The sequence below is a fragment of the Sulfobacillus sp. hq2 genome, from assembly GCF_002903155.1.
GTDB lineage: Bacteria > Bacillota > Sulfobacillia > Sulfobacillales > Sulfobacillaceae > Sulfobacillus > Sulfobacillus thermotolerans.
In genome coordinates, this window is sequence record NZ_NWUL01000025.1 from 1 (window position 1) to 15,156 (window position 15,156).

15 protein-coding genes and 1 riboswitch are annotated in these 15,156 nt (G+C 51.9%); of the genes, 7 read left to right on the forward strand and 8 right to left on the reverse strand.

Translation table 11 applies throughout. The features are described 5' to 3' along the window. Positions 1-104 precede the first annotated feature (104 nt). Positions 105-251 (forward strand): hypothetical protein, encoded by a 147-nt coding sequence (locus CO251_RS17350; RefSeq protein ID WP_158246161.1) that lies wholly within the window; start codon positions 105-107, stop codon positions 249-251. A gap of 367 nt (positions 252-618) precedes the next feature. Continuing rightward, the gene (locus CO251_RS03935) at positions 619-1,977 is read left to right on the forward strand and encodes a cytosine permease (RefSeq protein ID WP_158246162.1); all 1,359 of its coding nucleotides are present in this window, start codon (positions 619-621) and stop codon (positions 1,975-1,977) included. Between the two features lie 63 nt (positions 1,978-2,040). Here CO251_RS03935 and CO251_RS03940 read toward each other — a convergent pair whose 3' ends face one another. Further along, a complete protein-coding gene (locus tag CO251_RS03940; protein WP_158246163.1) occupies positions 2,041-3,462 on the reverse strand; it encodes an APC family permease in 1,422 nt (473 codons plus the stop codon). Positions 3,463-3,889: 427 nt separating this feature from the next. Between CO251_RS03940 and CO251_RS03945 the strand changes: the two genes are divergently transcribed. Next, positions 3,890-4,096: a DUF2892 domain-containing protein gene (locus CO251_RS03945; RefSeq protein ID WP_103374511.1), complete on the forward strand. Its 207-nt coding sequence runs from the start codon at positions 3,890-3,892 to the stop codon at positions 4,094-4,096. A gap of 73 nt (positions 4,097-4,169) precedes the next feature. On the opposite strand, the gene CO251_RS03950 is transcribed toward CO251_RS03945, so the two are convergent. Further along, positions 4,170-4,661: a hypothetical protein gene (locus CO251_RS03950; protein ID WP_146038977.1), complete on the reverse strand. Its 492-nt coding sequence runs from the start codon at positions 4,659-4,661 to the stop codon at positions 4,170-4,172. Positions 4,662-4,744: 83 nt separating this feature from the next. Then, positions 4,745-5,296, reverse strand: coding sequence for a hypothetical protein (locus tag CO251_RS03955; protein WP_103374513.1), 552 nt, complete (start codon positions 5,294-5,296; stop codon positions 4,745-4,747). Between the two features lie 239 nt (positions 5,297-5,535). On the opposite strand from CO251_RS03955, the gene CO251_RS03960 reads away from it, so the two are divergent. From CO251_RS03960 to CO251_RS03970, 3 genes are all read left to right on the forward strand, one after another. Further along, positions 5,536-6,516, forward strand: a complete 981-nt coding sequence (locus tag CO251_RS03960) for an inorganic phosphate transporter (protein ID WP_103374514.1) — start codon at positions 5,536-5,538, stop codon at positions 6,514-6,516. 21 nt (positions 6,517-6,537) lie between these two features. Further along, positions 6,538-7,176 (forward strand): DUF47 domain-containing protein, encoded by a 639-nt coding sequence (locus CO251_RS03965; protein ID WP_103374515.1) that lies wholly within the window; start codon positions 6,538-6,540, stop codon positions 7,174-7,176. A 117-nt stretch (positions 7,177-7,293) separates the two neighbouring features. Then, a complete protein-coding gene (locus CO251_RS03970; protein ID WP_103374516.1) occupies positions 7,294-9,183 on the forward strand; it encodes an acetate--CoA ligase in 1,890 nt (629 codons plus the stop codon). Positions 9,184-9,678: 495 nt separating this feature from the next. On the opposite strand, the gene CO251_RS03975 is transcribed toward CO251_RS03970, so the two are convergent. The 5 genes from CO251_RS03975 to CO251_RS03995 all read right to left on the reverse strand — a co-directional run bounded on the left by CO251_RS03975 (position 9,679) and on the right by CO251_RS03995 (position 13,937). Further along, positions 9,679-11,037: an FAD-dependent oxidoreductase gene (locus CO251_RS03975; protein WP_103374517.1), complete on the reverse strand. Its 1,359-nt coding sequence runs from the start codon at positions 11,035-11,037 to the stop codon at positions 9,679-9,681. Positions 11,038-11,083: 46 nt separating this feature from the next. After that, positions 11,084-12,376: an arsenic transporter gene (locus CO251_RS03980; protein WP_103374518.1), complete on the reverse strand. Its 1,293-nt coding sequence runs from the start codon at positions 12,374-12,376 to the stop codon at positions 11,084-11,086. A 106-nt stretch (positions 12,377-12,482) separates the two neighbouring features. Further along, positions 12,483-13,055, reverse strand: coding sequence for an ArsA family ATPase (locus tag CO251_RS03985; protein WP_103374519.1), 573 nt, complete (start codon positions 13,053-13,055; stop codon positions 12,483-12,485). Between the two features lies 1 nt (position 13,056). Then, positions 13,057-13,260, reverse strand: coding sequence for an arsenic metallochaperone ArsD family protein (locus CO251_RS18000; RefSeq protein WP_103374520.1), 204 nt, complete (start codon positions 13,258-13,260; stop codon positions 13,057-13,059). A 128-nt stretch (positions 13,261-13,388) separates the two neighbouring features. Next, positions 13,389-13,937 carry a 2'-5' RNA ligase family protein gene (locus CO251_RS03995; protein ID WP_158246165.1) on the reverse strand — a complete coding sequence of 183 codons (549 nt, stop codon included), beginning with the start codon at positions 13,935-13,937 and terminating at the stop codon, positions 13,389-13,391. A 342-nt stretch (positions 13,938-14,279) separates the two neighbouring features. Beyond that, positions 14,280-14,401, forward strand: a riboswitch (cyclic di-AMP (ydaO/yuaA leader). A gap of 8 nt (positions 14,402-14,409) precedes the next feature. Here CO251_RS03995 and CO251_RS04000 point away from each other — a divergent pair. Next, complete coding sequence (locus tag CO251_RS04000; RefSeq protein ID WP_103374522.1) at positions 14,410-15,150, forward strand: peptidoglycan-binding protein; 741 nt, start codon at positions 14,410-14,412, stop codon at positions 15,148-15,150. Positions 15,151-15,156: the final 6 nt, after the last annotated feature.

The window sequence follows — 15,156 nt, forward strand, 5'->3', positions numbered from 1 at the left end:
TCCTCCACACGAGGATCCTCCGGAAAGGGGCTGCCGTGAATAGCGGTTGTCCATATTTGTCCCAAGAATTGGGCAGCTGCTGATACCACCTTTTCGAAGGGGTGATGATGCAAGTGAGCCTTCTCGACACGGCCGATTATCGGCATCTGGGAGGGGACGACATTATTGTATCTAATCCCGAAGACATTTTTGGCGATTACCGGGTACGGTGGCGCCATGCCGAATATCTGCTGCACGTCAAGCCAGCGTAACCCCTTACACGCCTCCCGTCACGATAACCCCGGCAGCCTAGAACGGCCATTGCCCTCTTGACTGCTACGCTTGCCGGGGCTCAAGCCCGCGTATCCCCTTTACGACGCTCTTGTCGTCGCTAGTCAACCCCTGCGCACCATGGTATGATGGAAGCGTGTTACAGCATGAGGGGTGCCGATTTGTGCTGAGAGGCTTACCGCCAACCCTAGAACTTGGCCAGGTAATTCTGGCAAAGGACGATGTGCTCATCCATCCTTGCTTACGACGGACGCGGTATCTTTTCGTCATAGATGCTTCTCCCCTCTAGTCGAGTGCACGGCCGTGAAACTAACAGGCCTATTCCAAGCAGACAAGAGGAGGATATTCGTGATTTCCCCAGATATTGACACTCATCAGGTATGGCACGTGGAGCGTAACGGGATTAACCCTATCAATGCATCCGGACGCCATGGTACAGTCCGACAAGTCTTTTGGTTATGGTTTGCCGGCAACTTATCTTTTACCTATCTTGTCATTGGCGCTGTCGTTTGGAGCTACGGATTGTCGTTAGGCCAAAGCGTCTTGGCCATTGCTACGGGATTATTGTCCTTTGCCGCCATTGGGTATCTTGGGATCCCGGGCAAAGTCACGGGCCTACCGACCATGGCCTATTCGGAAAAGTACTTTGGACCGAAAGCCAATCGCTTCATTGCCCTAATTGCCTGGTTGAATATGGTAGGATGGGAAACCATTGTTCTCATCATTGGCAGCTATGCTTTGCAAACTGTGTTTCATCTGGTCTTCGGCGTCCCACTCACGGCGGTATGGTTGGTTGCGTCATTGGGATTGACGGCTTCCGCAGAATTATTTTTAGCTTTTCTAGGCCACGCGACCATTGAATATTTGCAGCAACGGATCTCGTATATTTTTGGCTTTTTAACGTTGCTAGTAGTTCTAGCCCTCTTGCCGCATACGGCATGGCATGCCGTTTGGACGCATTCAAGTGGCTCTTGGCTGAAGGGAGTTATTCCGGCTATTACGATCGTAGTCGCCGTCAGTGCGTTATCATGGATTACGACGGCGTCCGATTATACCCGCTACTTACCCCACCATCTTCCTAATCGGCGGATTGCCTACGCAGCCACCCTGGGCTCCATTATCCCCACGTTGGGATTGATGCTTACCGGGTTACTCTTGGCCCAGAGCGCGCCCGCATTGGCCACCGCCGCGAATCCCGTCGAATTCTTGCTGCATTGGCTTCCGCTATGGGCACAAATTCCTTATCTTATTATTACGCTCACAGGCATGTTAGCCGGCGGCATCTTGTGTGCCTACTCCTCCGGTCTTAGCCTTTTAGCCGCTGGAGTTAAGGTGCCGCGATCTCGTACGGTCGGTATTGATGCCGTTCTTTCCATTACCGCCAGTCTTTACGTGTTACTCGTTTCACAAGGTTTCTTAAATAGTTTTGAGGGGTTTCTTGAGCTCATCGCCACATTCTTGGCACCATGGGCGGCCATCGCCCTCCTTAATGTGCGCCAAATCCAACCAACCGCACCCTCACGTGCCATCATCGCATGGCTAATTGGAGCCGCCGTGGCTCTGTCCACGACAGCCACCCCCGTATTTACGGGCCCCCTCGCCGTGGGCATTTTTAACGGGTCCTCTTTGGGATATTTTGTGGGTTTTGCCGTGACGGCCCTGGTGTACATCAGTGGCAAGCGCCAATCCCCAGGCGGTCCGTTCTAAAGCATAAACCGCGAGCGCAAGGAACATCCCTCGCCTCGCGGTTTTCATTGCTCTTGCCTCAGCTTATTGCGCTGATTCACTCGGCGGTATCATTCCCAACTGATGGCCCCGTTCCTTGGGAATGCGCTTGGATATCCCATAGACATAGAAAACGACGGGAATCAACACCACAATCCAAATCAGCGCCGAAAGACTAAGAGGATAGGCGATGGGCCAAACCGATTCGTATAGAACGATCCAAAACAATCCGATGGCTAATATAGGCAGCACTACATGTTGTAAAAAGTGACTTTGTTTGTGTTCGGACCGGAATAAGCGCATCAAGGAGACATTCATCAAGGTGTGAGACGTCACCAGCCCAAACAACACCGCTGTCGTCATCACATTAAAAGCGGCCGACGGACCTAAAAGCGACCCGGCCACGACAGCCATGACCACCGCCATCCCTGCTAACAACGTCACGCTGCGGCCCGGCGCGCGACGGCCATTGACTTGCGCAAACCCCGTATTTACCAGGTTATCTCGCCCAATCGCAAATAAGACCCGCGATGAACTCGTTAAGAGCGCGATGCTATCCGCCAACGCACTGTTTAAGGCTAAAATGACCAAAGATGCCGCGCCCACAGGCCCCAAATAGTGAAGAAATACCGTCACTCCGGGGGCATTAGCGGTAGAAAAGCTACTCATGCGAAACATGCCCCACCCCACTGTTAACGCATAGGCCGAGAGGGTTAAGGCCACTCCGGTTAACGTGAGTGAGACTAACGCCGCTTTCCCAATCAGCCGGCCTTGTTGGGTCCGCACTCCTTTGGCTTCCTCTCCTAACGAGCTATGACTTCCGATGCCGATAAAGCTCGTGATCGCAAAGACCATGCCCATCGCCACACCTTTAATGCCCACCGACCCGAACTGAAAGGGCACCAGAGGATGAGATGGATGAACTTTGGCCATAATAATGATGGATGCCACGATTAAAAAGCTGATTTCCACCAAACTGGTTGTCGCTAATACCTTAATCGATGGTCGAATGCCCAACACCGCCAAGAGCCAAGGTACCCCGATGAAGAACAATACGGCAACGATCCAGAAATAAGCGGGCAATGCCACGTGCAAGCGGTCCGCGAGTCCTGGCAAAAATACTCCGCCAATATAGACAGGAATCCCCGCCACACTCAGAATTTGGTAAAACACAACCATAAATCCTGTCACGAGGGCAGCGCGCGGGCCCAATCCCGCCGAAACATAGCTATAGTATCCCCCCGCTGATGCTCTATCTTTGGAGAGGTGATACAGCGTATTCACTTCAATAAACATTAACAGGAAAGCCAATAAAAAGGACAAAGGCATGGCGACCAAAGCAAAAGCGGCACCAGCCGTCATAAAAGCCACCACATCACAACTCGGTGCCATGCCCGCCAAACTCTGACTGACTAATCCCCAAAAGCCGACAACATCCGGTTGCAATGTCCCTTGCTTATCCGTCATTGTTGGTCCCCCGATCTTTTGCAATAAATTTGCATCTGCTGTGATATTACATAGCATAACAGTTATTGTCAAGTCTCCACTCGACTTGCTTCCATGCTGCGAAGCGGACCGACAACGCCACTTCGGCGGTGCCTAGCACAATCCATCACGCAGCGTATTGGGGAAGACGCCAAGACGTTGGTTGTTTCGCGTCTTATGCCCATGGGAGATTCTTGATGAATCTTTGGTCCACGACGTTGTTGTGTGGCTTCTGAAAACCGTTATTCCCTTCTTACCAACAAACATGCTCCGTAACCGTACCCGGCCCTATGGTGACCAATGGGTCACAGTTTTTTTCAAGTGGCTCTTGACATTTTGGTAGAAACTACTTAATCTGAAATTAGATAGCGTAGTAATCATAACAACTACTAAAAAGAGGCGACATACCATGGTAAATGAGGGGCGTTCAGACCGTATTATTCGCGTGATCATTGGGATTGTATTCGGACTCTTGGCCATTACCAAAACCGGTGGCGTTACCGGTGAGTGGGTTTTCGGGATTCTTGCCGTCGTGGCCATTGTGACAGGTATTACGGGATTTTGTGGTCTATATCGACTCTTTGGCATCCGAACCTGTCCCGTCCGCAAATCATAGAAAGCTTGATGGATTTTCAAAAAAGAGGCCCTGCATCGTATCGTGCAGGGCCTCTTTCTTAACAGGGTACCTATTAACAATTATTAAACTGGTAGCCATCCGATACACGCCGAATATGTTCCGGCCCCAATGATTGCCGGATGTGATGCACATGAACCTTTAACACGTTATCTGTCCATGGATTCCATCCATTTTCAAGGGCAGCGAGATTGAACGCGCGCACATTCCACGTTCGAGAGGGGTCCGAGACTAAAAGGGCTAGGGTTTGGGTAACGCGCCACGGTAGAACGATTGGCATCCCTTTGTGAAAACATTGACGGCGATTTAAGTCCACTCGAGTACATGACCCTTGGCTTTGCATGCGGTCCAACACCGTGCCGTCTGGCATTACGCGGACTACCCAAGGCCACTCTTGCAGGAGGAATAGCACAGGAATTCGTGCGCTTTGGGCTTGATCGAGCATTGCGCCGATCCATGCCGTGTTATCAAAGGACGCAAGTTCTACGCCAAGCACGTCAACCTTGGCGTCGCCCAGAACCTCAAACACCTGGTTTTCAGAGCTCAATCTAACGACAGAACCTCCAAACGAAAGCATCCCTCGCCAATACTCAGCATTACGGGCAAAGATACCCATCGTCCCTATCTGTCTCATGGATTTCCCACTTCCGAAATGTCAACTGACCATGGCATTCTTGGTTCCCAGAACTTCTCTCCACCACAGGGCCGAAAAAAATATCCGATTTGCCTTACCGATACAAAATGGTTCGGAAAAACCTTCCGCACGTGGTGAATCGCGACGCGCAATGTTTCTTGGGTCCACTGCGGCCATTGTTCCTGCACAGCCCACTGATTGCACTGCGCAAGGCTTAAAGCCCGCAGGGGCGAGGTGACAAAAACGTGCATCAGACGCAAAAGGTGATAGGGAATTGTCACCTCCGTGCCACGATGCCAACACCGCCGATTAGCCATGTCCACGCTAACGCATCCATCGAGCGCAGGAAGCCCAGCGTGAATTGGCACAATGGTCCAGTTGCGAGGCGTCAAATATTCACTACGGAGATGCACGACGTCATGTTCACGACACAATGCGGCAAGAGTCCGGTCTAATGCCTCTCCATTGGGCAGGGCATGAAGCGGAATCATCGCCTCCGCAATCCTCGCCTGCCGTGACGTCTCTTGCCCTACCAGTGGATGATTCACCGTCTCACCCCTCTCCCATTCCACCCTGTGATATGTGTCTGCATGCAGCATACCAAGAGGGTATGAACCTTTTATGAACACCGCGCGAACCTTTTGTGAAAATCGCGTTATATCATTTTGAAGCTCTTCCCATCATCTGAGATATAGTTCGTCTCAATACCGCACATACCGGCTTAATCGTGATATTATTAAGATTATGTTAAGAAAGGATTACGATTACGTTAAGGGAGGCGACGCCGATGGTGTTGGACGGAGCTATCTTCACCCTCATCGTGGCCTTTACAATCATATCGGGCATTAACGACGGCGGAAACCTGATGGCCACGTTCTTGGCCAGCCGCACCTTACGCCCCTTTACCGTCGTCCCACTTATTTTAATAAGTATTGGATTAGGTCCCATGGTCTTTGGCACGGCAGTATCCCATACCATTGCCGTCGAAATCATTAACTTTCAGGTGGCCGGGTACGGGGTGCTAACAGGAGCTCTGCTCGCCGCGTTGTTTACCCTGCTGGTTACCTGGAAAATGAAAATGCCCACCAGTACAACCGTGGCTCTAGGCGGCGGCATGATTGGCGCAGCCCTAGTGAGTGGCCACGCGCGAGATATCCATCTTCTTGGCATCGTCAAACTGCTTATTGGCCTATTAGGTTCCGTGGGTCTGGGGTTTTTAGCGGCATGGCTTTTAACACGTGCGATTTGGTGGATTTTAAGCCGATTAAGCGCCGACCGCATTCATCAATTGGAAAAAGGACAGTATCTTACCGCATTCTGGCAGGGATTGGCCTACGGCGCCAACGATCAAGAAAAAGCTATTGGCCTGATGGCGTTATTTTTTATGATCCTCCATCATCAAACACGCTACCACGTACCTATTGCCGCAATATTCTTACCCTTGGTATTTTGGGCCCTAGGGATGATATTTGGCGGCATTCGCATTGCGCGCACGGTTGGTAATCATGTGATTCGCGTCAATCCCATGAACGCCGTGAGCACCCAATGCGCTGCCGCGATTACGGTAAGCCTCGCAGCCATCGCCGGTTTTCCTGTCAGCACAACCCAAACCACGGACGGCTCCCTCTTCGGAACCGGCACGGCTTTGCGACCCGGCAGCGTCCGGTGGATTGTCGTCCGCAAGATCCTGGGAGTCTGGGCCTTGACCTTACCTGCTGCCATCGTACTGGGCGGTGGCATTATGGCTCTGTTTCTTTGGATTAAGTAACTATCCCACTAGGAGGTTATCATGAGCTGGAAAGATATCTTTCAAATGTCCCGTCAGGTTCAAAACTTTGACCGTTTGTTGGCTGACCAATCGCAATACGCCGTAACCATGGTTGGCTTGTTAAAAGCCTATGTGGAAAATGGCTCAGACGAAACCAAGCAGAGACAAATCGCTGAACAAGCCTCTGATTTAGAACACGCAGGAGACCGAGCGCGTATTACCATTGTCGAACAACTCTACCATACCTTTGTGACCCCATTCGACCGAGAAGACATAAACGATCTCTCGCAAGCTTTAGACGATATCGTCGATTACGCCGAAAACTCCATTAAGGAACTAGCCCTCTATCAAACCACGATAACATCTGAACTCTTACAAATGATCGACGTCATGGGCGAAGGGACCGCTGCACTTGCGGAGGCCGTACAATTGTTACCAACATCCTTGCGCAATGCAGGAGACCATGCTGTGCGAGCCAAGACGTGCGAAAACAAGATGGAAGGGCTTTATCGGCGCGCGATTGCTGACCTCGGCAGCGTGGATGACATCCATGCCTTGATTAAAATGCGCGAAATATACCGCCACTTAAGTAATGCCGCAGACCGCATGGACCAAGCGGCTAATGTTTTAATCCGAGTGGCCATTAAGCAAGGGCACTGATAACAGAATCCTAATCGCCACAGATTTCCGGCATTTCACCCTAAGCAGCCTCGTATTTTCCAAATCCCTGGTGTATTCTGAATCCACTAGAACTTTGAAATGAAAAGAGGGTGACCGATGGACTTAATCAATCCCCGCATTCACCAAGAACTACACAAAGCTCGCGATTGGCAATCGTATTGGGCGCAGGCTGCTAAGCGCGTACACTGGACTAAGCCATGGCAATCAGTCTTTGAATCTGACCCCCCGACATTTCGCTGGTTTAGCGGTGCTACTACAAATCTTGGCGCCAACGCCGTGGACCTATGGGCCCAAAGGTCCCCAGGTCACGCCGCACTTATCGCCCTGACCGAGAATGGCGATGTGCGCACATACACGTACGCGCAAATGGCCGCCGAAGTTCACCGTCTCGCAGCCGGATTTCTGGCCTTAGGCATACAACCAGGAGATCGTGTCGCGATATACATGCCCACGGGACCTGAAGCCATTTTTTCAATGCTTGCCCTCTCCCGCATTGGCGCTATTCACATGGTCGTTTTTGCCGGGTTCGGTTCTGCGGCCTTAGCCCAGCGGATTGAGTTAGCCCAAGCCACGGTCTTAATAGCCAGTGACGTCTCCCATCGCCGGGGCAAAGTGATTCCCCTCTCCTCCATTGTCGCAGAGGCCTTGCACGATCCGCATTCTCCCGTCCGAACTGTTATCTGGCAGCAAAGGACGGATCACGCGTTACCGCCAGTACCAGTACGCACGGTTCTGTGGAATGACTTGCGACAAGAAGCCCCTTCCCACACATCTGAAGCGATTCAGCTCGAATCGAACACGCCAGCTTTTATTCTGGCCACCTCCGGAACCACAGCGCGCCCTAAATTAGTCGTTCACATGCACGGCCCTTATCAAGTCGGTATTTTGCACGCCTCCCAGATTTTGTATGGCTTATCGCACCAAGATGTTTGGTGGTCAACCTCGGATATTGGATGGATTGTCGGACATAGTTTTATCGTTTACGCGCCACTTCTGGTGGGCGCTACCACCATCAGCTACGAAGGCGCACTGGATTTTCCCTCCCCCGAACACTTTTACCGCATCATTGCTGACCACAAAGTTAGTGCGATTCTGACAGCCCCAACAGCCGTCCGCTTGTTAATGCAATACGGCACAGATGTCGCCCGCAAACATGACTTGTCAAGCGTGACGCGCGTCTTCTCGGCCGGTGAACCTCTTAACGCCCCGGCTTGGGAATGGTTTCAACATGACGTTTTTAACAACCAGATTCCCGTTATTGACCACTGGTGGCAAACGGAAACGGGCGGACCTGTCATAGGCAATCCCTATCCGCTGGGGCTGCTGCCGATTAAACCTGGCTCGGCGGGAATTCCGCTGCCCGGCTACGGTGTTGAAATAAGGCAGCCGGATGGCACACGAGCTGCCCCCAAAGAGACTGGGAGTGTTGTCATTACCCATCCATTTCCAGGGCTCACCCAAGAATTATGGAACGATGCCGAACGCTACCGCACCTCATATTGGGAGCAATTGCCTGGTGTTTACCTGACAGGAGATGCAGCCAACATCGACGAGGATGGCTACGTGTGGTTTAGTGGCCGCGCAGACGAAATCTTAAAGATTGCTGGGCACCGGATTGGCACAAGCGAAGTCGAAACAGCCATCTTGCGACACCCTGCGGTGGCAGAGGTAGGTGTGACAGGAGCTCCCGACCCCTTGCGCGGGGACGTCATTGCTGCGTTCGTGGTCTTGCGTCCCGGGCTTGAATCCTCACCACAACTCGCCGACGAAATTCGGCAAACGGTGCGGCGCGAACTGGGGGCGGTCGCCGTTATCGGAGCCATCGAGTTTGTAAAGATCCTGCCCAAGACGCGTAGCGGAAAAATTATGCGCCGGGTATTGCGTTCAGTAGTTCGCGACGAGAATCCGGGAGATGTCTCGACCATCGAAGATCCCACAGCGGTTGCGGCATTAACAGAAGTCTGGCATCAAGGTCATTCTCAATAGGCCTTAGAAAAAGGGGGCCGAATGGCCGCTTCGAACCCTGCAGCATTAAAAGCATGTCAATGAAGCCTAGGCAAGCCGCCACAGACGTGCCTTGCCTAGGCCATGCTATTTAGAAACAGGATAACGTCTGCCAATGTCTAGTGCGTGAAAGATTGGAGGAAAAATGCATGACGGGGATGTTCATCCTTTCGCCTCTTCTTCGCTATGTTCACCCCATGATCCATGCGATGAAGGCTTGATAATGCAACAAAAATCCCCTGGTAATGGATGGAGATTAGAGCAGGACAGCTATCCGCAGCGAACGGAAGTATCCCGCCGTTTTCCTAGGACGCACAAACTGACTGTTTAGTAACACTCTGCTGCGAATCGGGAGGAGCCCTCGATCTGGGAATGCCTCTCTTAGGGTCTCTTCGCATTCCGGATGTTCTCCAATACCCCGTCTATCGCTTTACTTAGACAAAATGGGAAGAGCCCCCTTAGGACAGTCAAGCCTTCTTATTGCTGGGCTTTCCACGCCGCCTGCCATGCTTGCGCCGCCATTTGCACCGGATCAAAAGGACTAGAAACCGGTGGTGTATAGCTTAAGTCCCAATCGTTGACATCATCGACTAAGGCACCTTGCATGAGGCCTATCGCGAACAAATCGATTCGTTTGGCGACTTCCGCCCCATATTGTCCCATTATCTGAGCGCCTAACAAACGTCTTGTGTGCTGATCTCCCGTGAGGCGGATCCACAGCGGAGAAGCTCCGGGATAATAGACCTTATGGTCGGTCAGTTCTGATTCCACTGTTAAAGGTGTAAACCCAACTTTTCGGGCCTCTTCTTCTTTGAGCCCCGTTCGTCCCACAACCCAATCAAAAATCTTCACAACCTGAGTGCCGACCACCCCGCGAAACACAGCCTGTCCACCTGCCGCATTGATTCCTGCAATCCGCCCTTGCTTATGCGCCGTAGTTCCCAAGGGGAGATAAGTCGTGCCTAGTAATTGATGCTGTGTGATGACCCCATCCCCCGCGGCCCAAATATGCGCGCGATTGGTGGCCATCCGCTCGTCTACCACGACCGCTCCTTGATGCACATGGAGACCCGCACTCTGAGCCAAGGACGCATGAGGACGCACCCCCACAACAATCATAACCATGTCTGCGTCAAGGCGTTCTCCGGTATGACAAGTTAACACCAGCCCTTGCCCAGCCCTTTCAATGCGTTCAATCGTCGTGTCGGTCATCACGTGGACTCCGTGGGCGCCCAAATGGCCCGCCAATCGATGAGCGAATTCCCGGTCGACAGTCGGAAGCACTTGGGGCAGCCGTTCAACCACCGTTACCGTCATGTGACGATGCGTCAACGCATCCGCCATTTCCAAGCCAATGTAGCCAGCCCCCACAATCACAGCGCGCTGGGGCTGATATTGAGCAATAAAGCGGTCAATACGGACGGTATCCTCCATGTCATGCAAGCTAAACACCCCAGGCAAGTCCCGCCCCGGAAGAGGAGGTACAGCAGCCTGAGCCCCCTGGGCTATCACCAACCGATCAAATGGGACAGAACGCTCCACTCCTTGATGTACCACGTGCAGCACTTGCGAATCCCCATCGACCGCGACTGCTTCTGTATTGAGATGCACATGAATTCCTAACGCCTCAATATCAGACAATGAGCGGTGCGCCAGTTTTTCCACGGAGGGCACTTCGCCACCCAAAAACATGGGAGCGCCACAGACGCTATAATTCACCCATTGGTCCTTCACTATCATTTCCACATGCAAGCTCGAATCGGTGGCCTTGGCCCACAAGGCTGCCATTACCCCCGCATCGGATCCTCCCACAACCACCACACGCGTCTGTGCCATCCCGTATCTCCTCCATCCATCCATGGGTTCATTATCTAGGTCAACGCTAAAAAGCCCAGGCTGACCACGCCCATAGCCCAAGCAAGGACGCGGCCAATACTGGAATGGTCAATGTAATCCCCACACGCATGTAATAACCCCATGTGATGCGAATACCACGCCTATCAAGAACATGAAGCCACAACAAAGTCGCCAACGACCCAATCGGGGTGAATTTCGGGCCCAAGTCACAGCCAATGACGTTAGCATAAGCCATTAACGTCCGAATCCCGTGGGAGAGGGCAGCCCCATGAATGGCTAACGCATCGATTAGAACGGTTGGCATATTATTCATCACCGATGAGAGGGCCGCGGCCAATACGCCAGCGCCCATGACGCTAGCGAGTCCCCCATGTTGTCCCAATGCCGATAGCAGGTGGGCTAAAATATGTGTCAAGCCCGCATTGCGCAAGCCAAACACCACAACATACATGCCAATGGAAAAGACGACAACCTTCCATGGCGCCTCGCGAACCACAGTCGGTACGCTAACAGCGGGACTGCGGTGCGCGATTGCCAGAAAGATTAAGGCGGCCCCTCCCGCAAAAATCGCCACCGGCCAATGCAAAAGTTGACTAGCAAAGTACCCGATCACTAAAAGCGCCAGCACAATCCATGCGGCATGAAAAATTCGTGTATCCTTAATGGCATCTTGTGGACGAGCCAACGTCCCGACATTAACCACTTTGGGTAGTGTTCGGTGATAAAATGCGAAGAGCGCCAACAAACTTATGGCCAGCGACACAATATCCACCGGCACCATACGGGCGGCATAAGAGGCGAAACCGAGGTGAAAATATCCTGCCGATACAATGTTGACCAAATTCGAGACCACCAGTGGCAAGGATGTCGTGTCGGCAACAAACCCACTGACCATAATGAGGGCCAACGTCGCTTTGGCATCAAGGTGCAATGCTTTGGCTTGTTCATAGACAATGGGGGTAAGAATTAACGCGGCGCCATCATTGGCGAAAAACATGGCTACCAACGCTCCTAAAATACCTAACCCAATAAATAAATGCCGTCCATTGCCCTTGGAGGCATGCGCCATATGCAGCGCTGCCCACTCAAAAAACCCCACGGCATCGAGAATTAAGGAAATGAGGATGACCGCCACAAAGGTCAACGTCGCATCCCAAACAATACCGACCACTTGCCCTACATTACTCCACGATACAACGCCCGTAAGCAGTGCTAGCGCTGCTCCTGCGGACGCACTCCAACCAATCGATAATCCTTTGGGCTGCCAAATCACCAGGCCCAAGGTGACCACAAAGATTGCTAACGCCAGATAACCCATAGCACCCTCATCACTTGTGTCTTGAATAGATTCCAAAAAGACGGTGGCAATGCGGAGACTTCAAAAAGGCTCGCTGTGCCGGTTTGATAATCTAACTCTTGCTTTATCATCGCAAGAGTTTGACAATCTGTCGAATCGCCTCTGCGCCTGTTATTTCCTCTTCTTGCCATGGTATGCCCACTATTTCACGCACGCGATAACGTCTTTGCAATTCCGTTAAATAGTCCCGTTGTTTGGTAACCGGCAACTCCAGCAACCTTAACGTATGGCCTGTCGGAGCCGTGTCAAAAACTACCCAGTCGTAGGCGGGGTTACGCAAGCAGGCAATAAATGGGTCAAATGTCGCCATCTCTTCCGTACAGGGACCGCTCATCTTCTCATCTGCAGCGTGAACAATCGTTTCCGGAAATAACACCCGCAAGGGGGCTAACGCACGCTCTTTATACGCCGCAAGAGAGGCTTTAGAATCGATAGCCTGTACAAAGAGGCCATTGACCGCTTCTACCGGTTGAGGCTCAAGACCCACAGGCTGCCCAAAAACGTCTCCCAGATTGGACGCCGGATCTGTTGTCACCAACAGCGTGTTCAAGCCTTTTTGCGCTAGTGCGACCGCCGCTGCCGAGGACAGGGACGTCTTACCCACCCCTCCCTTGCCTGAAAACAGCAGATAATGCGTCATGTCAGCCCTCCTGGCGGCCACAAATATCTTCATAAGAGGGATACTGCCCCATTGTAAGGACAGCCCCTTCCACCGTAACAATCGGAAGCGCCTGATACACAACGGTATCGGAGACGAAGGCGTCCGGATTGTGACTCAACATATAGCGGGCTACCTGGTGCCCCTCATGTTTCAATCGTTCAATCAGGGTCGCTACTCGGACCAGTTGCTGAGTGCGAGGCCAATAAGTTCTCGGTTAATACCCGTAACCGTGATTTCCTCTTTTGTTAGATTCATGTATAATTATATCATTATCTATAAATAGCAACATGTGTGCTGGGAACATTCTTTACCTTATGATTTGATGGAGCGTCCTAGAGGAAAACTTCCCAAAATACGACAGCCTGGCACGCCCTGTTGGACATTAACCCACTCAACTTCGGAGATGTCCCAAAATAACGCAGACCGGTGTTGCTCAACCAGATGGGTGAGGCGTGCTTCAACGGCTCCCGCAGTCGCAGGATTGACGCGCGCCATGGTGATATGGGGAATAATCTCTTGATGCTTACCTTCATACGGTGGATATGTTCGAAATTTTTGCCAAATCGTTTCAAATAGCGTCATCAACTCTGGCGTTACTGTGACTTTTAAGTACAAAATCATTTCGTTGGGCATTTCAAAGCGCCCCATGTTGTCAAAATAAATCCGAAAGGGCGCCATTTTACCCAGCAAACGCTTCAACTGGGGAGCCACGATCCGAGATTTTGGCTCATCGGCAAAAGGAAAATGCACCGTGACATGTGCAGGGAGTTGCCGAGCAGAAGGGTCGCTTTGCAACCTGAACGCCTCTAGCGCGTCAGGCAAGGCTACCGGAATAATTAAAGCATTACCGTCAATCAGCAATGTGTTCCCTCCACGCTCAGTATGCCTTGTCTGCAATGAACTGATTCTCGGTCAACTCCTCTGGCAAATCTTAGGGTGAAAAAACACAGAATTTATTACCTGCCGAAAAAAATTTGTCACAATAAAACCGCATTATACCGTTTATTCTAGTGACATTTTCGTGTTTCGCCAAGTTTTTTTCCATTTCCACATCTTTGCAGCCAAAACAAATGCTGGAGTTCGTCTCCCTTCGTGCTCATTGTCGTGCATACCCGCGCCAAAATGCCTAGACGCCACGTTGTGCCCGGACAAGGCATCTCGACAGATTTCCCCGTTTCTTGTGATCCCCGTTACACTATGGGGCGTTACACCGCGCCTAATTCCTTGGGAACCGGGGGATTATTCTTTGGGTGAATCCTTTTTAGGCAGGGACGCTCGTGCCCGAACCCGTAAACTAACTCCGGCGGCGCCAAACGAGAGGAGGCATTCATTGATGGGATTGTGGAAACCTTTTGCATTAGCCATATCCGCTATGAGCAGTATGTTAATGGTATCGAGTCCTACATGGGCGCAAAGCGTCACGCTACCGGAACTCGAAGCCCAACATCCCGCGATGCAGCACACCCTATCTTATTCCGACCAAGGGCATTGGGTGATGACCTTGCAGGCTGACTTACAAGATCTCGGTTTTTCGGCTGTTGGACCTGTTGATGGTATCTTTGGCCCCAAAACCGAACAAGGGGTCAAAGACTTCCAACAGGCTGAAGGTCTGCCCGTGACGGGGACCGTAGACCCTGCAACTTGGCAAGATATTCTCGCCGGATTTCATCTCACCCCGGCCTATTCGTCTTCTGAAGGCTCCGCGGTCCAAGCATCCAATGCATCCCCTCAGACGATAGACGGCAAACCGGTGGTGGCGGTCTATCATATGACGGCAACAGCCTATGGACCGAGTGCACAAGACAACTATCCCTATGGTCCTGTTGATGCATTCGGACAACCTCTGCAACCCGGCATGATCGCTGTTGACCCCAGTGTCATCCCTTTGAAATCTACCGTCTACGTCCAAGGCTATCACGATTCTGTACTGCCCCAAAGCGGCTTTCTTGGTCAAGCCATGGATACCGGCGGCGCGATTGTCGGCGACCGCATTGATATCTTTATGGACAATGGCTCCCAGACCGTAGCCAACTTTGGCATTCAGCCCGTCACTGTTTACGTGCTGGGCCAATAACTAGGC